Raw genomic sequence first — 16615 nt, forward strand, 5'->3', positions numbered from 1 at the left:
CTTTTTCATCATTCATGTTTCATACTTTCATTAAGAGCTTTCTGAGCAACTTTTGTCATGTATACTGTGACTGCAACAGTAGCAATTAATCCAACTACTCGCATCACCCACTGCCAAATTTGAGCTTGTGAACTGCTTGGTTGATTAGGTGTGTTAATCATGGCAAGATTACCAGCTAAGGAACCAATGTAAACGTACATCACAGTACCGGGAATGATACCCAAAGAACCTAATATATAGTCTTTGAGAGAAACCTGTGTCACTCCAAAAGCATAATTTAATAAGTTAAAGGGAAAAATGGGGCTAAGGCGAGTCAACAGCACAATTTTCCATCCCTCTTTGGCAACTGCTACATTAATGGCTTTAAATTTAGGATGTTTGTCAATCTGACGAGAAACCCAATCCCGCGACAGGTAACGTCCTATAAGAAAAGCCAAAGTTGCTCCCAGCATTGCAGCAATCAATACATAAACTGAACCCCAAAATACGCCAAACAAGCAACCTCCCTTGAGTGTTAAAACAGAGCCTGGTATAAAAAGTAATGTTGCTAAGTTATAAATGACCATGTAGGCAATGGGCCCTAGAGTACCAAGACTCTCAACCCAAATAACTGATTTATGCAAAAATTCCTGAAGTTGGAAGTGTTGAGCAAGAATTATCAGGGTGGCTACTATTAAAGTTAATAGCAATAGTTTGAGTTTGCTATTTAATCGAGGCTGATGTTTGAAAACCATTATAATTATACTAATTAGTAATTAAGACACACTCTGACAAGGCTTGAGTTAGCAATCTTAAATCATTCGTAAAAATCTTTCTTTATTATCTCGGTGTTCTCTGTATTTGAGCGATTTGTTAAAAAAATATTTTTCATAACTGTGGAAGAGAAGCTGTTACAGTAGTTTGCAAGTAAATAAGGTAAAAAACACAGAACTCAAAATCATATATGAAAACTTTCTACCTCCTGCCTTTTGCGAAAACTGCTGTAAGTGTGATCAAGAGATAATACGTAGTTAGTAATGTAGCAAATTATTCTGATATTGGACTTGAATGAAAACTAATGCTGCTCGACTGCTCGATAAACTAAGTATTCCCTACCAAATTCTCAGCTATGATGTAGATCCTGATGATCTCGCAGCAGAGAGTACAGCCCAGAAAGTTGGTCTTCCTCCAGAACAAGTTTTTAAAACCCTAGTAGTTAGAGGTGATCAGACAGGTATCTGTTTTGCTGTTTTACCTGGAAACGCTCAGTTAGACTTGAAAGCCTTGGCACGGTTTTCAGGAAATCGCAAGATTGAGACAGTTTCCCTCAAGGAAGTTCAGCCACTAACGGGATACATACGTGGGGGTGTAACGGCTTTAGCTAGTAAAAAAAACTATCCAGTCTACATTGATGAAACAGCAACCTTGTTTGAACAGATTACTGTTTCTGGGGGAATGCGCGGTATGTTGTTTTTGCTATCTCCATCTGACTATTTACGTGCAGTCAATGGCATCTTAGGGGCAATTGCACAAAATTAATACTAGAGATTTTCAGTATTGCTGAAGAGGTAAACAGACGATAGTTTTATGCAAATATTGCCGATTGTAGAGAAGCAAGATGGAAACTACACTGTGAAAAGATAATCTCATCAGCGATCGCTACCTCACCAAGTTAGAGGGAGTTTGCTTAGCAAAGTTTCTATCCATCAATTCTGGGCGTGAGTTCGCCCGCACAGCCCGAAACATTCCAAATCGACACAGCCCCGCACCAAATGCCAAACGCATCAACAATAAAGTCGGCACCTCGCGCACAGACTTGATAAAACCAGACAGTCCAAAACGCACTAACCCATTTGGTTTAGCTATCCCTTGCCAAATCGAATCTAACCAAGAAGGAAGCGTTTGTTTCGTCCAGTCTGCGGTAATTACCTCCCCCTCGACTAATTTCGTCTCTACTAAAAGCTCACTAAAGCCTTCTATGCTAGAAAAAGCCGGATGAGACCACTGTTCAAGGAGTTGTTTCATCACTGGTTTTTCCCAGAAATTTAGCGGCTTTTGGCGGTCATCCCTTTGATTCCAGTCAGCTACAACCAATATGCCACCAGGCTTTAGCACCCGCATTAATTCTCTAGCAAAAACGGCTTTATCGGGCATATGGGGGCCTGCTTCAATCGACCAGACTACATCAAAACTGGCATCTGGAAACGACAAAGCCATAGCATCATCCACCGCAAACTGGGCGCTTAGCCCTTGGGGCGTTAACTCCTGGGCGCGTTTTACCTGCTGTGGGCTGATGGTAATCCCGGTGACAGCAAAACCATAATCTCGCGCTAAAATCCGACTACTGCCCCCGATACCACAGCCAACATCTAAGACGGTAGTACCAGGAGGTAATTGATCTAAACCACCCCATTTAACCATTTCATGTACAAAGTCAGATTTAGCAGCCAAAAAATCTTTCCGTCGTGGCGGCGAACCATAGTGACCGAGGTGAATGTGTTCTCCCCAATAAAACTCTAGGATGCCGTCAACAGTCCATTGATCGTAGGAATTGGCGACTGTGGCAGAAGATTCATACTTGCGAGCAGTCAGGAAATAAGCCACAATTGCGATCGCTAAAAGCAGAAGAACACCAATTAGAAGATACAGTAAAGTTGACATTGTTTTGAAAGCTGCCTATACACCTAACGTAGCTGTTTGACTGACAAAACTCAAGTAGGATAGGAGATTTCCAGAAAATCGCTTTCGTCAACTCATTGAAGTATATCCCCAAGCGATCGCTCTTCACTGACTTACTTATCTGATTGGCGTTGTTGCATGGATCTCTGGCTGTCAAGCCCATAATACATAGTGATCAGCGATAAACCCTTGTAGCGGTTACTTTTCAAGCTTTTTAGGTTGCCTACGATACACGTCTTTTCGGGGCGCTATTGAAATTTATCAAAGCTTTTCGTGGTGCGCCTATTCTCTTGATGAGTGCTAGCTTTACTCCCGAACAGTTACAAGCTATTCGCCAAGTACTTGCAGAACAAGGGGAAGAATTAGACGAACCCATCGAAGGGCCAAAGGAATTGGAGGAACTTAAGCGTTACGACATTAAATATGTCCCGATTGTAACTGACTTGGATGAACTCAAGGAAATCTGGGAATCTGCAATAGCAGCTCTCAAAAATCAGCAAAAAGTTTTGTGGGTGACAAACTCTGTCAAAACCTGTATCGAAATTTATCGTACAGCCAAAATTCAGCTTGCTGAACAATTACCAGAATTAGACATTAAACCGTTAATCTATCACAGTCGTTACCGTTACAAAGATCGACTCAAAAAGCATCAAGCTGTAATTGCAGCCTTTGGAAAAGATCAACCAGTCTTGGCTATCACTACGCAAGTTTGTGAAATGTCACTAGATTTAAGTGCTGATTTATTGATATCTGCAATGGCTCCCGCAGCATCTTTAATTCAACGCTTGGGAAGACTGAACCGCAGAATGACCAAACAGGAACAAGGAACAAAGTTGGCAATTATTTATCCTTGGGATAATCCGCGACCCTATGATACAGCAGAACTCGCCACAGGAGAGCAACTAATTCAAGAATTTTCCGGTAAAACAGGTATTTCTCAAAGATATTTAGCTGAATTTGCTAGCTGTCTGAATGCTGAGAAAGTCCAGCAAATTAAATCAAGTTGGTTAGAAGAAAATTGGTGTAATCGCCCAGATTTTCTACGCGAAGGTGGATACACAATTACCGTATTATTGGGTGAGGATGAAACAGCAATCTGGAATATTGCCGAACAACGCAGACAAGAATTACTCAAACAAGGTATCAATGAATCCCGGATGAAATTGTTCAAACGGGAAGCACAAGCTTGGTCAGTACCTATCCGAATTGAACCAGACTATCACAAATGGCAACGTAGGGGCTTTTATCCTATCACTCCAACCGGCAGAATTAATTATAGCGAAGAGGTAGGAGCAGAACAGTGAAATTAGAATTTGATTTAGGTAATCCTAGCTTTACTTGGTTGCATTGTGCTGGTTTAGCTGGTTTATGGATGACTTTAAAGCAGTTAGAAATAGAAAAAGTGGCTCGTCCGGAGGGTTTAAATTGGCAGCTTTCTCACCGAAAAATCATCTTAAATTGGCAGGAAAGCGATAAAACAGTTTTGGAATGGCTATTAAAAGAATCATTTCAAATAAATGATGGACTAATTGCCCTTCGCGGTTTAGATTCGCAAACAATGCGTAAGGATGCTCAGGTGATTGTCCACCAGGGGATTCTTGGCACTTTTTTACAACATACCAGCACTCATAAATCGAGTGGAACTAAAACTGAATCTCTATCATTAGGTGAAGAAGAAAAAGAAATTCAGGTGACATATAAAGCCTTACAAAGCTATGCTTATCAAGATTTTGCTAGTAACCTTTGTGATAAAAACGGACAATTGCTGACAAAACCTATTAGTGTTGCTGGATGGTTAAATCCTGGTGCGGTGGTACGTCATGTAGCCTTTAGTTCTGATACCAGTTTTGAAGAACGTCCAGAAAATGCATTTGTTTTATTATTTGCTTCTGTTGCTTGTTATTACTACATTCTGCGCTCAAAGTTGCGAGATAAACGCGCACAATATGCCTTGGTAGTTCCTGAAATCACAAATCTAGAAAAATATGCTCAATACCGCCAACATCATAACTTGATATATGCCACTTATAAAGATTTTCATGCATCAGGTTTAGGCGATGCTGGATTACGATTTTTGACATTGGAGGAAACTGTAAAGATTACTCATACTTTTGCTGTACAGCGTTGCCAAGTTTTAACTTTGGGAACTGTTGCATGGGCAACTCAACAAAAAACTCGGACAGATATGTATGTAGTAGAAGCCAGTGATGAAGTTTGTCATAACTATAAAGTTTGTGATAATTGGTTGAAAGACAAAGACATTGAAGGTAAAGAAGGCAGATTTGTTGCCACTAACTTTGCAAAAGAACTAATATCTGAAAACTTGGCAAGAAATCAACCTTGGTATTCAGGAATTTCAGAAAAAGTAAACAGTAACGAACTGTTCAAAAAGTTATTTTATGAAAGGGAAGGACTTTATCAAGTGATTCAAAAAGTTAAATCAGATCAACGCGAAAAACTATTTGTTCAAGCTTGCCATGAGGCGATTAAATTTACATATGGTCAAATTTCTGAACAAGCAAATAAACGAGGAGAAGTGCCAAACTTCGACAGGGAAACAGTACGCATTAGAACTGGATTAGGTAGATGTAAAAATTCGGATACATTTCGAGAATTTATTACTGATTTTTGGTCACGAGCAGGGAAAATTCCTACTTTACAGGAACATTGGGAAGAGTTAATGGACTTTGTAATGGCTGATAAGAACTGGAAAAAATCAAGAGATTTAGCTTTGTTAGCATTAGCCAGTTATAAAGGCAAAGGTATTTCTAATGAAGATAATGTGATTGATCTTGGTATTTAAGATCAGGACTTACGCAAAAATTACGAAAAAGCTTAATTTATCGAACTGCAAAGACGCCAAGAACGCCAAGAATTCGTAGAGTGTGCGTAAGTCATAAAAATTTCAGAGAAGTCTAATTTTTGAGAATGTTTGTAATTTCAAGGAGATTTCAAGAATGTCGTTTCATTTATTCGGAAATGTGTTGACTGGGTATGGTACTGCTGCTAATAACCGTGGAGAAAATGAAGGTAATATCACTACCCTACAAAAAATTCTGTGGAAAGGAGAAGTACATACAACAGTTTCATCTGAGGCAATTCGTTGGGCATTACGCTATTATTGGCAAACTGCTGGCAATGGTTATCAAGTAAATCGCCGTTGGGATGATGATACAAATGATAATATTTGGCAAAATGAGAATTTTGATGATACTAATTTTATCGATGATGATGTGTTAGGTTTTATGCGTGCAGAGGGTGCAAAAGTAGAAGCTTCAGATGAACCTAAACAAAAAGGTAAAAAAGCACCCAAAGGTACAACAACTGCTAAACGAGGAGTTTTAGAAGTAACTCGTGCTGTTTCTACAACACCTTTTAGTGGTGATTTAACCTTTAATGCTGCTAGTGGTAAAAAAGGACGGACTTCACTTTATGGAACTGAGGTTCATGCAACTCGTTATCAATATGGATTTGCATTAACTCCAGAACGTTTGAAAAATAAATCTCGGATAATTGCAGTTTTAGATGGTTTGAGTTCTCTAGGTGAAGTAGCGGGTAATCACTCTCGCTTTCTCTACGATTTTTCTCCTGAAAGTTTAGTTTTAAGATGGACTAATGATTTTTCACCCCGAATCCTTTACTGCTATGAAGAGAACGAAGGAGAAATATCAATTGGGGAATTGGTAAGAAAGGTGAAAAATCAGGACATTGAACCGCAGGAGTTATGGATAGCAGGTGCAATTACTGAATCTGAGGAAGTGGAAGAATTAGAAGAATTGGGAGTGAATATTTTCCCAGGAATTAAACTAGCTGTACAAAGCATGAAACAAGTCATCGCTAGAGATTTACAGCTACCTCAACTGGAGTTGATTCGATGACAAAAACCGAGAAAATGTTAGCTTTAGAAGTAGAAGTTCCCATAGCGAGCTTTCGCCAATCTCGTGCAAGAGAGTACGCTGAAACTTACCCAGTACCTCCACCATCCACAGTTTATGGTATGCTACTTTCCATAGTGGGAGAAATAGACAGATATAAACATTGTGGAATCAGGTTAGCGATCGCTCTAATTTCCCAACCACAAAAATCAACCGTCATTCGCACATTTCGCCGCTTTAAAAAGAAAGATATTCATGACCCCAGCAATGCTAGACCAGATTATCAGGAACTATTAACTGATATTAAATTTATTACTTGGGTTGATGCTGGACAAGATAATTCGCAGCCAACGTTACCCGAACGCTTACAGATTGCATTTGCTAACCCTGCTTCGATTAATCGTTTTGGGGGTCTTTGTTTAGGAGAAAGCCGCGATTTGGTCAATGCTGTTACTTTGTTGCCAAAAAACTATCAAAGTCAATCTTTGCAATGGCTGGTGTGCGATGAAAATGGGTTGTTGACTTTACCCTATTGGGTAGATCATGTCGGTTCAAAGGGTACTCGTTGGCAGAGATATATAATACTTGAACCTTCTGAAATATCTCATCCTCCTGAAGCTGCCTGGACATTAATCCAAGCAACTTAGCAATTGTCACTTAAACTAAAAGTAAGCCTCTTTTACCAAAAAAATCAGCTTCAAAGCCTTGCCCGCAAGCGGCCTGGTTTTGAACCTCTGCTTTGAAAGCTCCCCTGCCCCCCTGCTTTTTCATATGGTTCAGTCTTCTAATCAACGCCTAACCCTAGAAGAATTTCTTGCACTTCCCGAAGGGGATATTACCTACGAGTTTGTTAACGGTGAAGCTGTCCCCAAATATAAAAATGATGAAATGTCACCAAAGTTTTTTCATTCTACGGTTCAAAAAACTTTACTTATTTTTCTAGACCAATGCTTTCACAATCAAGGTCGTGTAGAAGTTGAATGGGCTGTTAAATTAAAACTTCAAAATCAAGATTGGATACCTGTACCAGATTTGACCTATGTTTCTTATAACCGTCTTCCTGCTGATTGGCTATTAGATGAAGCTTGTCCTGTTGCACCAGAACTAGTGATTGAAATTATTTCACCTGGTCAAACTTTTGGTGAAATTGCTGAAAAAGCGACAGATTATGTCAAAGCTGGTGTTTCTCGTGTTTGGGTGGTTGATACAAAAGCTAGAATTGTAACTGTATTTGCGTCATCTTCCTTGCTAATTACTTATCGATCTGATCAAGTAATTACTGATGATTTGCTACCAAAATTGGAAATTACCCCTAATGCAATTTTTCAACAAGCTGGGTTAAATCCCTAAAATTGGCGTTGCTGATTGAAAATATGAATTAGTTTCACGCAAAGGCGCAAAGACGCAAAGGTACAAAGAAAAGGAAAGGTAATTTTGGCATTTCATATTCTGATTCAGCAATGCCCTAAAATTCAATTTCCTCTGATGTCGTAAGGCGCTAAAACACAATTACCTTACAGACATATATGCAAACTCTTGAATATCTTGAAATCCCCGCCAAACTCGCAACCATCCGCGTATCTGCCCTCCACGCCCTTGCTTACTGTCCCCGCCTGTTCTACCTTGAAGAAGTCGAAGAACTTTACACGCAAGATGCAGCCGTATTTGCCGGACGCAGACTGCACACCGAACTCGAAAAACAAGAAGATGAGGAGTGGGAGGAGCTTTTTTTAGAAAGCGAAGAATTAGGTTTACGTGGTCGGCTTGATGCTCTTCGCACCCGCGATGGACAAACAATTCCCTACGAACACAAACGCGGTCGCGCTCACCGAGATGAGAATAATCAACCATCTGCTTGGGAGAGCGATCGCTTACAAATTCTCGCCTATGCTTACCTGTTAGAATCGGCACATGGAATTACAGTTCAAGAAGGCCGCATTCGTTATCACGCTGATAACGTACTGATTCACGTACCATTAGATGATACAGGACGCTCAACAGTTCGAGAAGCAATTAAACAAGCGCGGTGTTATGATAACGGTTTCGGCTCTCGCTCTGACTAAACCTGTGATGCCGTAAGGCGTTGAGCACAATAAAATATGGGATGCAGTAACAGGCTCGGATTTGGAAAAATTAACCCGCTTAAGAACTTGACAGTTGGCAAAAGGCTTTGATAAATGCGATCGCTGCGATACTTGTTGAACTTTGTTGTAGAAATCGAACCAAAACAGACTCTGCCCTTAAGGGCAAAGAGTCATGCCAAAAACCAAAGTATTGTTATTGATATAGCAGTCGAAGCATAGTTGAGGACAGTGCTGATTGCTACTAGCCTTGAAATAACTTGCTTTCTACTCAGCAACGCCACATGCTCCACTTGGGGAGCCACTGCGTTGGGCGGCTTTGCCGACTTGAAGCACGTGGCGTGAGACCCCAAGACCGTACTGCCTCACCGCAGTGGCTCCTCAGCACTCAGCACTCAGCACTTTGCTATATCTGTATATCAGTCATTGTGGGCGTGTTCAAACTCATAAACGTAAAATAGTCGGCTAAATTTGTTTAACAAGTATCCTATCACTGCAAATAGGGTTGCGCCTGCAAGGGCCCACCAAAATCCTATAGGGGGAAATGCTAAAAGTGGTATTGGCATTTGATTTACAGATGCAAGGGCAGCCTTTACTGCTATGGCTCTTGCATCCACAATTACACCCACACACAAACAAATTACAGCTAACCCATAAGCCAATACATAAAGGCGTTGAATATTCTTGAGAGCATCCTGGCAAACAGAGCAATGTTGAGTGTGGGTTGTCCAGACATCAAAAAGCTTTTGCTTGTCTAGTTCTGCACAGGAAAGATTCGATTCATGTCCATTAGCCCAAGGTATACTGCCTCCAGCTTTTTTCTCTAACCACTGGCGAAATGTAATTACCATCTTATCTTGAGGATTAGGTGTATAGACTGTATCCAGCCATCGGCTGTTTTGCCGTTTGGCTAGAATCTTCTGTTGGTAATGGAGAAATACCAAATCCTGGTGTAAGAATAGGGATGATAAAACATGACCTAACCAAGTCGGCATTGGTAGACCAAAAATTCCTAATCCTTTGGGCGTTTTCCCGGAATCATTCTTAACTAATACTTGGCAACCAATATGACGACACCATCCAGGACGGGTCGGGGTTGCATATAATGCCAGAATGAGTTTGCCACCATCAACAGAAGTTGAGACAATTCTCATATGACAAGGTGGTTGGAAGTCGTGAAAAGCTTGTTGAATTGTGGGCGCAGTCGGTGTAATTTCAAAGGCGAATCCTTCTTGAGTAGATATATCTTTGATGCAATGCATGTCATAGTAATTCGCATCTTTATAGCGATCGCCTACAATCCCGTGGTGTGAGACAGGTACATGGGCCGGATCTGCTACATTCTCCATAAAAAAGTCCCATCCGTAGGCTAGGTCACGAATATTCCAAAACATATGTACTACTTGAAGTGACTCATCCTCAAGTTCTGGAACAATTCGTGGTGTTCTCAATTGGCTTTCAAACTGTGCCTGTTGACCTGACTCAGCCCAAACCCACAGTAGACCTTGGCGTTCTTGTGTTGGATAGCTAACAGCACATGATCTAGGATTTGAGCAGTTTACAGAGGATGTTTGCTGATCTTTTGATTGGGGAATACTAACACAGTTTCCCTGTGAATCAAAACGCCAAGCATGGTAGGCACATAAAAGTGTGCCATCAGACTCAACACGCCCTTCAGAAAGAGGAGCTAGTCGATGGGGACAAAAATCTTCAAAGCAAGACCATTTACCAAAACTGTCTCGCCACAAAACAAGATCCCTTCCTAATAACTGTATTGCATGTGGGCGAGATGGATCTAAGAAATTTACAACTGCAACTGGATACCACTGCTTTGTCCATTGGAATATTTCTTCATCTTGTTGATTAAATTGTTCGATAGCTTTATCCATATCGCCTTGCAAATTTGTTTTAGTATTCATGGGTGTTTCTTTGACATTCTTTTAACTAATAAGCTTGCTGAAAACTGAACCAAATGTAGGGTATTTAACAACCTTCAAAATCTACTTTTTAACTATTAAGTATCCCCGTGTTTGCTTAGAAGCAGCATCAAAGGTATTCATCGCATTCCAAAGTGTTGATGCTGAAACCCAAACAGGAGGATACTTATAAGTCGATACATCTAGGATGAGAAATTTATCCATTTTCTCAGAATAAGCTGCTATTGGAGAAATATGCCCTCCACCGTTTTGACCTATCTGTGAACGGTCATAATTGACAATTATGAAATCTTGATTGTTTTTTAAATTTGCTTTGGCTTGATGACGAAATTCTTCTAACGTACTGCTTGATGTGTGATGTACCTCCACTTTACGATTGTGGCTTTGCACAAGTGCTGCTAGTTCATCAAGCGTCATCCCAAAAAAAGTGACTAAATATGGTGAGCGAACACTTTGGGCAGGGTCATCAAAGAAACTCTCCTGATCAAGACGCTTGTATCTACTTTCGCCTTTACCTAAAGCATTAAGTACTGTGACTCCACTAGCAACACCACAATAGGCGAAGCGTTTTTGAGTTTCTAGATAAGTAATAAGTGGCGTGTAGTCTTGTTTTATATTACTAGAATTTAGTATTTTCTTTCCCAGAGGTGATTCTAAAGAAATCAGATTTTGTGGAAGTGGCAACTGTTTTATGGGCGGCGGTACAAATGCATAATATCCTACTGCTGCAACACCGCTGACACCTAGCAATCCACTAATGCTAGCTATCACCGCAGCAATTTGTCGAACTCGACCCTTCACTCCATTCACCGGATGTTTTACCTTTGTAGCTTGCTGCTGAAAGCTTCTATTGTCTCCCATTGTCTACTTGTTACCAGTTCTTCCTACGTTTTGTGTAAGCAGTCACTTTTATCTTAAATAAATTAGCATTGTAAATATACTAATTTTCTCATAGTGTAATAAATAATACTAATTATTTCAAATGAAGCAACCCATTCAAACCCCGAAAGCCCTGCCATATAAAACTTTCTTAATTACGAATTACGAATTACGAACTACGAATTGGTATAACATCCGTTCATTCCTAATTATGTAGCGTTTCAGCCGCTCATGAAGAAATATTGCAACTATGAATAAAATTAAACGGCTTGTGATTGTCGGTGGAACCCACGGAAACGAACTGACAGGTATTTATCTGGTGAAAAAATTTGAGCGATCGCCCCAATTAATCCAGCGAAGTAGCTTTGAAACTTGCACGTTGTTAGCCAATCCCAAAGCATATGAAATCGGCAAACGATTTGTAGATACCGATTTAAATCGCTGTTTTCAACGCCAAGATTTGCACAATCTGAATCTATCGAGTTATGAAGCACAACGAGCCAAAGTAATTTACCAAACCTATGGAACTAAAGGTACTTTAGAGGCAAATTTGATGATTGATTTACACAGTTCAACCTCTAACATGGGGTTAACAATTATTCTGGCACGTCAGCTTCCATATAATCTACAGTTGGCTGCTTATCTCACATCCGTAAATCCAAACGTCAAAATACTTTATTCAGAACCCCAAACACTAGAAAATCCTTATTTAGACTCAATTTGTGAATTTGGTTGCAGTATCGAAGTTGGTGCTGTTGCTCAGGGAACATTGAATGCTACTTTATTTCAACAAACTGAAGAACTTATTTACGCAATTCTAGATTATGTAGAAGCCTACAATAAAGAAACGCCACTAAGAGTACAAGATACACTCATGGTTTATCAAAGCATTCGCACGATAGATTATCCCAGGAATGCAACTGGAGAAATTCAAGCGATGATTCATCCGCGATTGCAATTTCAAGATTATCAAGCCTTGCATCCAGGAGAACCAATATTTTTGACCTTTGATGGTGAGGAAATTGTTTATGAAGGTGACAAAGTTGTGTACCCAGTTTTCATCAATGAAGCAGCTTATTATGAGAAAGGTATTGCAATGTTTATGACTCTACCCATTGAAATAGCAACTATTTAGTGATACTAAATTTTTGATTTTTGATTTTGGATTAAAAGTCTTTACCAACAGGCTATACCAAAATATTAAACAATGCTGCTTAGGGAACATCCCAATTTTGCCAAAATACACAAACCTAGCACAAAAATTCTTGATAAACCTCTTTCCTTTGTGTTCTTTGTGCCTTTTATGGTTCGTTATTTTATTTCTCCTGTCTAAATTAAAACACGTATGAAACTAAACTTGCATCTTTGGGATGTTCCCCTTTCACAATCCAACAATCTAAAATCCAAAATGCTATTATAATTCGTCTGCATCAAGACCACTTTCTTGTTGAGCAGCATGAGGCAGTATAGATAGATCATCGTCTGGAATTCGTGTAGGCACTCCTAAACGCTTACGAGCTTGTTCCTCCGCTTGATTTCGGTCATTTTCGTTATCAAACTGATCTGCATCCAATAGATACTTCTCCCGTGCCGCCTGATCTCGTGAAGGCACAGAGCCATTCTTCCATTTGTATTTGAAGTTCATAAACAATAGTTTAAACTCTAGGTTTAAATTTAAGCTAATCGCTATATATATTACTTCTAGCGCTGGGCAGAAAATTCGTGATAATTTTCCTTAATTTGCTCAATCCCACTATTACTTTTTGCTTATTTACTGAAATGAATTTATTTTCTTAACCAGCGATAGAATTTGTTTGCCAATTGGGAAATAATGAGATAACACTAGTAAGTTCGTTGTTAGGATTGCAATCTGGTGGAAAAACAAAAAGTTCTTTTTCCAACAGCTGTGCCTTATGGTGAAGCGCGATCGCTTCCTTCAAAGTATAAAACATAATCGGAATCCATCTGCCACTGTAAAAGTACACAACAACTCGGCGGTTTGCGTACTCCTCCATCGGCAATGGATTTCGCCAAGTTGAAATCATGCCGAATAACACTCCTGATGTTATAGATTGATTGAAAAATTTATTAAACTTTATTATTCATCATCTTAACGGGCTTAAAAGTTCTTAACTTCTGACCGAAGATAGATAAGCATATATACTTAAGATTATTTTTATATTTCTGGTTCTCCAGCTGGCGTTGCTCTTATAGGATTTTGGATTTTAGATTTTGAATTTTAGATTTTTGATATTACATCCACGCTTATTACTTGTTCATCCTACTATTTATATATAAATTTTCTATCCTGCTCACGAGATGCCTTGATGATAATTCTTTAACTAAATACAATACGCTGTTTCTGGAATTAGGTTCAGGCAGATTGAAGTTATTAACTGGAGTTAATGATAAATTTATATGCGTTTACCTATTGGAATTAGTGCCATTTTAATGGCATCTCTCAGCTGGAACACACCAGTAATGTCTCAACCTGCTATACAAGTGGCACAATCACCAGCGATCGCTAGCTCAAATTTTAAGAAACTCACAATTAATCGGCGGTTGTGGTATCAACAAAAAATTACTAATTATCGCTATACATTCACCAGAAGCTGTTTTTGTGTACCCAAAGCCACAGAACCAGTAGTCATTGAAGTACGTAACGGTGTTACAACCTCCATCACTTCTGTAGAGACTGGTCAACCAGTAGATCCAAAATTATTCGAGAGTTACAATACAATTCCGAAGCTCTTTAATATTATTAAAGATGCCATCGCCCGTAGAGCAGCTAACTTAACTGTAAAATACGACCCTAAACTTGGCTACCCAACTCAAATTAATATCGATTACAACAGCCAAATAGCTGATGATGAATTATTCCTCACAATTGAAAATCTGCAAAAAACTTATTAATTACAGGATGATGTTAATTTTTAGTTGATATATCAAGTAAATCTGATTTTTCAACTCAGAACTCTCCTAGATATAAGTTTGAATAATCACGAAATAGTTGATCATAAATTGCCAGCAAGTTGCACCAAGTACAGTTAACGTGATCACCTCTAAACTAAACCAGCGTTCCCGCAGCAGTCCGGCTAGTGCGCGTAAACCCCATACTTCACTGCGACGATGACCAATAGCGATCGCTCCCATTTTACTATCTCGCATCGCTTCTAAAGCTGGCTGTCGAAATTGTCCCGTGATATAAACACCAGCACCACGGACTGCTGCTTCACGTATTAACAAATCTGTCATAGCACCAACAACAGCAATGCGTTTGACATCAGTTTGAACTGCTAAATATATTTGCTCTTGTCCGCCAAAAATTTGAGTTACACAACTGCACAAACCCGTAAAACTTTGAGTGGGAATCTCTCCTAACATCCCAATTGCTCTATTATCTTTCTCTCCCAATACTTCTAAACTAGACATATTTAATACTTGAGCCAAGCGAAAATTGAAACCCATCGTCAAGCATTCATCAAATGGGAGATGATAAGAGATTACCCCAATATCGGGCGGGATTTGTGCGGCTTCTAGTTTCCACGGTCGATGTAAGAACAGCGCATCTAAACGTTGGGCCCTTACCCATTCTTGCAATTGCATCCCTGGTTCCAGTGCTAACCCCAAACGTCTTACAGGTCGTAGTGAAGGTAAATACACGCCTCCTCTTTCACTTGCGGGAAACCGCTCAACAGCAAACAGGCGATTGAGGAATTCTACTATATCTTCTATAACAATTGAATTACATTCAGATGTCATTGGTACAGGTTTTGCTGCTGAGGATTCAGCTATTTACAAAAAAATTGGGAACAGAGTGCATAAACGAATGAAGGTCTACCTATTGAGTAAGTGAAGGGGTTGAAACCCAAAATACACACTAACACTGAAACTTTAGTAGCATGACTATAAAATTCCGCCACTTAACAGGTTCTTTGCTAACAGCTACCGCACTGTTTACCTCTACATTACCAGCTTTCGCTGGGCCATTTGATGCCAAACCTGCGGGTATCTTTAACCACATTCCTCTCACCCCCGCAGCATCTGTAGGTAATGGTACTTCCAGCACTCCCACCAGCACACCCAGTAATTCAGTTGGAAATTCTGAAATTCAAGGATTAGGCGACCATCAGGGTTGGGTTGATCCAAAAACTTTAGCAAATGATCCCCGCGCCTTGTGTAGCGATGTTGGTTTAGGCAACAATACCAGCAACAGTTCCAGCAAATTTGCCCTAGCAACTTCTAGCAGCAGCCGTTCTAGTTCTTCCCGCAGTCACAACGATGGCGGTGGCGGTGGTGTTAGCTTCTTAGGTATTGGTGTCAGTGGTAGTGGTGCTAGCCAAGGAAGCCAAAATAATAGTGATTCTAAGGATCAAAGTAGCAACCGCACCGAAGAAAAGACTAATAGTACCTCAACAGTAGTTCAAGGCAAGAATTGTGATGCTTTTGTCAACGCCGCCGCAGCCAGAGACATGAACTACCAAGATAACCTCACCCGCCGCTATGAAATCAAAACTGGTCGTCGCGGACAACAGGTCAATCAACTACTGGAAAATAAATAATTGTTTGATGACTGATGACTGATGACTGATAACTGTTGTTATTCTATCCCTCCTGCCTCCTTTGCCCTATCCTCTTATGTTTTGAGTAATTAATTTTGAATTGTTGAGACGCCGGGGTCAGCGCCCTGGCTATTACTTTATCTACTATCAGGAGAAACTTATGAACAGCAAGCTAGGTGGGGGAATGATTGCTCTCAGTACAATGCTGTTGCTATCTGTAACATCTTTAGCAAGCGCTGAAACCCCATCTCGTACAATTGATAACTCACGAATCCTACCCTATCTACTGGATAATTCCAATGACAACTCATTGGTGAGAGTGCATTGTGTATCTAAGGATCACAAGCAAGTTAATAGAAGGCGGCGTATCATCAGAGATCATCTCTTAACACCCAATGTTGACACTGTAACCATTGAAATAGAAGGCAGTTGTCAAAATGTTAGAATTCGCGTGCAAGATGACTCAGACTTTGCAGATTACCCAACCTACAATCCCCATTTAGATGACAATCATATCCCCTTTGACGATTCATCTTGGCTAACCCGTCAAGGTTCAGGTTGGTATTGGCTGCTGCATCATCGCTGAATAAAAGCAGGGGAGCAGGGGAACTCGGGGCCCCCAC

17 protein-coding genes and 1 pseudogene are annotated in these 16615 nt (G+C 40.0%); 11 read left to right on the forward strand and 7 right to left on the reverse strand.

The genetic code is table 11. From position 1 onward, the window contains the following. Positions 1 to 8: 8 nt before the first annotated feature. Positions 9 to 734: a TVP38/TMEM64 family protein gene (locus I8748_RS10635; protein ID WP_198124546.1), complete on the reverse strand. Its 726-nt coding sequence runs from the start codon at positions 732 to 734 to the stop codon at positions 9 to 11. A 313-nt stretch (positions 735 to 1047) separates the two neighbouring features. Here I8748_RS10635 and ybaK point away from each other — a divergent pair, with 313 nt between their 5' ends. After that, the gene (ybaK, locus tag I8748_RS10640; RefSeq protein ID WP_198124547.1) at positions 1048 to 1518 is read left to right on the forward strand and encodes a Cys-tRNA(Pro) deacylase; all 471 of its coding nucleotides are present in this window, start codon (positions 1048 to 1050) and stop codon (positions 1516 to 1518) included. 120 nt (positions 1519 to 1638) lie between these two features. Here ybaK and I8748_RS10645 read toward each other — a convergent pair whose 3' ends face one another. Next, positions 1639 to 2640, reverse strand: a complete 1002-nt coding sequence (locus I8748_RS10645) for a methyltransferase domain-containing protein (protein WP_198124548.1) — start codon at positions 2638 to 2640, stop codon at positions 1639 to 1641. Positions 2641 to 2906: 266 nt separating this feature from the next. Between I8748_RS10645 and cas3 the strand changes: the two are divergent. From cas3 to cas4, 6 genes and pseudogenes are all read left to right on the forward strand, one after another. Beyond that, a pseudogene (gene cas3 / locus I8748_RS10650) lies at positions 2907 to 3962 on the forward strand (CRISPR-associated helicase Cas3'); the annotation flags it as partial. Continuing rightward, positions 3959 to 5461 (forward strand): type I-MYXAN CRISPR-associated Cas8a1/Cmx1, encoded by a 1503-nt coding sequence (gene cas8a1, locus I8748_RS36035; protein ID WP_198124549.1) that lies wholly within the window; start codon positions 3959 to 3961, stop codon positions 5459 to 5461. The pseudogene cas3 and the gene cas8a1, both read left to right, overlap by 4 nt. 154 nt (positions 5462 to 5615) lie before the next feature. Further along, positions 5616 to 6536 (forward strand): type I-B CRISPR-associated protein Cas7/Cst2/DevR, encoded by a 921-nt coding sequence (gene cas7i, locus I8748_RS10660; protein ID WP_198124550.1) that lies wholly within the window; start codon positions 5616 to 5618, stop codon positions 6534 to 6536. Then, entirely contained in the window at positions 6533 to 7180 is a 648-nt protein-coding gene (gene cas5, locus I8748_RS10665; protein ID WP_198124551.1) for a type I-MYXAN CRISPR-associated protein Cas5/Cmx5/DevS, read from the forward strand. The genes cas7i and cas5 overlap by 4 nt, the downstream gene beginning before the upstream one ends. Positions 7181 to 7304: 124 nt before the next feature. Then, on the forward strand, positions 7305 to 7883 hold the full coding sequence (locus I8748_RS10670) for a Uma2 family endonuclease (protein ID WP_198124552.1): 579 nt from the start codon (positions 7305 to 7307) through the stop codon (positions 7881 to 7883). A gap of 176 nt (positions 7884 to 8059) precedes the next feature. Further along, positions 8060 to 8596 carry a CRISPR-associated protein Cas4 gene (gene cas4 / locus I8748_RS10675; RefSeq protein WP_225896376.1) on the forward strand — a complete coding sequence of 179 codons (537 nt, stop codon included), beginning with the start codon at positions 8060 to 8062 and terminating at the stop codon, positions 8594 to 8596. Positions 8597 to 9033: 437 nt separating this feature from the next. Here cas4 and I8748_RS10680 read toward each other — a convergent pair whose 3' ends face one another. Further along, positions 9034 to 10533, reverse strand: a complete 1500-nt coding sequence (locus I8748_RS10680; RefSeq protein WP_198124553.1) for an aromatic ring-hydroxylating dioxygenase subunit alpha — start codon at positions 10531 to 10533, stop codon at positions 9034 to 9036. Positions 10534 to 10614: 81 nt separating this feature from the next. Next, the gene (locus tag I8748_RS10685) at positions 10615 to 11412 is read right to left on the reverse strand and encodes a phytochelatin synthase family protein (RefSeq protein ID WP_198124554.1); all 798 of its coding nucleotides are present in this window, start codon (positions 11410 to 11412) and stop codon (positions 10615 to 10617) included. A 268-nt stretch (positions 11413 to 11680) separates the two neighbouring features. Between I8748_RS10685 and I8748_RS10690 the strand changes: the two genes are divergently transcribed. Continuing rightward, entirely contained in the window at positions 11681 to 12565 is an 885-nt protein-coding gene (locus I8748_RS10690) for an aspartoacylase (protein ID WP_198124555.1), read from the forward strand. Between the two features lie 279 nt (positions 12566 to 12844). On the opposite strand, the gene I8748_RS10695 is transcribed toward I8748_RS10690, so the two are convergent. Both I8748_RS10695 and I8748_RS10700 read right to left on the reverse strand, forming a co-directional pair. After that, positions 12845 to 13075 carry a bromodomain-containing protein gene (locus I8748_RS10695; protein WP_198124556.1) on the reverse strand — a complete coding sequence of 77 codons (231 nt, stop codon included), beginning with the start codon at positions 13073 to 13075 and terminating at the stop codon, positions 12845 to 12847. Between the two features lie 148 nt (positions 13076 to 13223). Then, positions 13224 to 13475 carry a hypothetical protein gene (locus I8748_RS10700; RefSeq protein WP_198124557.1) on the reverse strand — a complete coding sequence of 84 codons (252 nt, stop codon included), beginning with the start codon at positions 13473 to 13475 and terminating at the stop codon, positions 13224 to 13226. A 373-nt stretch (positions 13476 to 13848) separates the two neighbouring features. On the opposite strand from I8748_RS10700, the gene I8748_RS10705 reads away from it, so the two are divergent. Continuing rightward, entirely contained in the window at positions 13849 to 14343 is a 495-nt protein-coding gene (locus I8748_RS10705) for a DUF6174 domain-containing protein (protein WP_198124558.1), read from the forward strand. 66 nt (positions 14344 to 14409) lie between these two features. On the opposite strand, the gene I8748_RS10710 is transcribed toward I8748_RS10705, so the two are convergent. After that, complete coding sequence (locus I8748_RS10710) at positions 14410 to 15192, reverse strand: Nif3-like dinuclear metal center hexameric protein (protein WP_198124559.1); 783 nt, start codon at positions 15190 to 15192, stop codon at positions 14410 to 14412. Between the two features lie 146 nt (positions 15193 to 15338). On the opposite strand from I8748_RS10710, the gene I8748_RS10715 reads away from it, so the two are divergent. Together I8748_RS10715 and I8748_RS10720 are read left to right on the forward strand one after the other, a co-directional pair. After that, positions 15339 to 15992: a hypothetical protein gene (locus I8748_RS10715; protein ID WP_198124569.1), complete on the forward strand. Its 654-nt coding sequence runs from the start codon at positions 15339 to 15341 to the stop codon at positions 15990 to 15992. Positions 15993 to 16152: 160 nt separating this feature from the next. After that, entirely contained in the window at positions 16153 to 16578 is a 426-nt protein-coding gene (locus I8748_RS10720) for a hypothetical protein (RefSeq protein ID WP_198124560.1), read from the forward strand. Positions 16579 to 16615 lie beyond the last annotated feature (37 nt).

Origin of the sequence: Amazonocrinis nigriterrae CENA67, from assembly GCF_016056305.1 — a bacterium.
In the GTDB taxonomy this organism is placed as follows: Bacteria; Cyanobacteriota; Cyanobacteriia; order Cyanobacteriales; family Nostocaceae; genus Amazonocrinis; species Amazonocrinis nigriterrae.

What these genes read in the sequence shown, in the direction of transcription:
- I8748_RS10635 (WP_198124546.1), bottom strand. Translation starts at nt 734, where the DNA reads ATGGTTTTCAAACATCAGCCTCGATTAAATAGCAAACTCAAACTATTG.
- ybaK (WP_198124547.1), top strand. Translation starts at nt 1,048, where the DNA reads ATGAAAACTAATGCTGCTCGACTGCTCGATAAACTAAGTATTCCCTAC.
- I8748_RS10645 (WP_198124548.1), bottom strand. Translation starts at nt 2,640, where the DNA reads ATGTCAACTTTACTGTATCTTCTAATTGGTGTTCTTCTGCTTTTAGCG.
- cas7i (WP_198124550.1), top strand. Translation starts at nt 5,616, where the DNA reads ATGTCGTTTCATTTATTCGGAAATGTGTTGACTGGGTATGGTACTGCT.
- cas5 (WP_198124551.1), top strand. Translation starts at nt 6,533, where the DNA reads ATGACAAAAACCGAGAAAATGTTAGCTTTAGAAGTAGAAGTTCCCATA.
- I8748_RS10670 (WP_198124552.1), top strand. Translation starts at nt 7,305, where the DNA reads ATGGTTCAGTCTTCTAATCAACGCCTAACCCTAGAAGAATTTCTTGCA.
- cas4 (WP_225896376.1), top strand. Translation starts at nt 8,060, where the DNA reads ATGCAAACTCTTGAATATCTTGAAATCCCCGCCAAACTCGCAACCATC.
- I8748_RS10680 (WP_198124553.1), bottom strand. Translation starts at nt 10,533, where the DNA reads ATGAATACTAAAACAAATTTGCAAGGCGATATGGATAAAGCTATCGAA.
- I8748_RS10685 (WP_198124554.1), bottom strand. Translation starts at nt 11,412, where the DNA reads ATGGGAGACAATAGAAGCTTTCAGCAGCAAGCTACAAAGGTAAAACAT.
- I8748_RS10690 (WP_198124555.1), top strand. Translation starts at nt 11,681, where the DNA reads ATGAATAAAATTAAACGGCTTGTGATTGTCGGTGGAACCCACGGAAAC.
- I8748_RS10695 (WP_198124556.1), bottom strand. Translation starts at nt 13,075, where the DNA reads ATGAACTTCAAATACAAATGGAAGAATGGCTCTGTGCCTTCACGAGAT.
- I8748_RS10700 (WP_198124557.1), bottom strand. Translation starts at nt 13,475, where the DNA reads ATGATTTCAACTTGGCGAAATCCATTGCCGATGGAGGAGTACGCAAAC.
- I8748_RS10705 (WP_198124558.1), top strand. Translation starts at nt 13,849, where the DNA reads ATGCGTTTACCTATTGGAATTAGTGCCATTTTAATGGCATCTCTCAGC.
- I8748_RS10710 (WP_198124559.1), bottom strand. Translation starts at nt 15,192, where the DNA reads ATGACATCTGAATGTAATTCAATTGTTATAGAAGATATAGTAGAATTC.
- I8748_RS10720 (WP_198124560.1), top strand. Translation starts at nt 16,153, where the DNA reads ATGAACAGCAAGCTAGGTGGGGGAATGATTGCTCTCAGTACAATGCTG.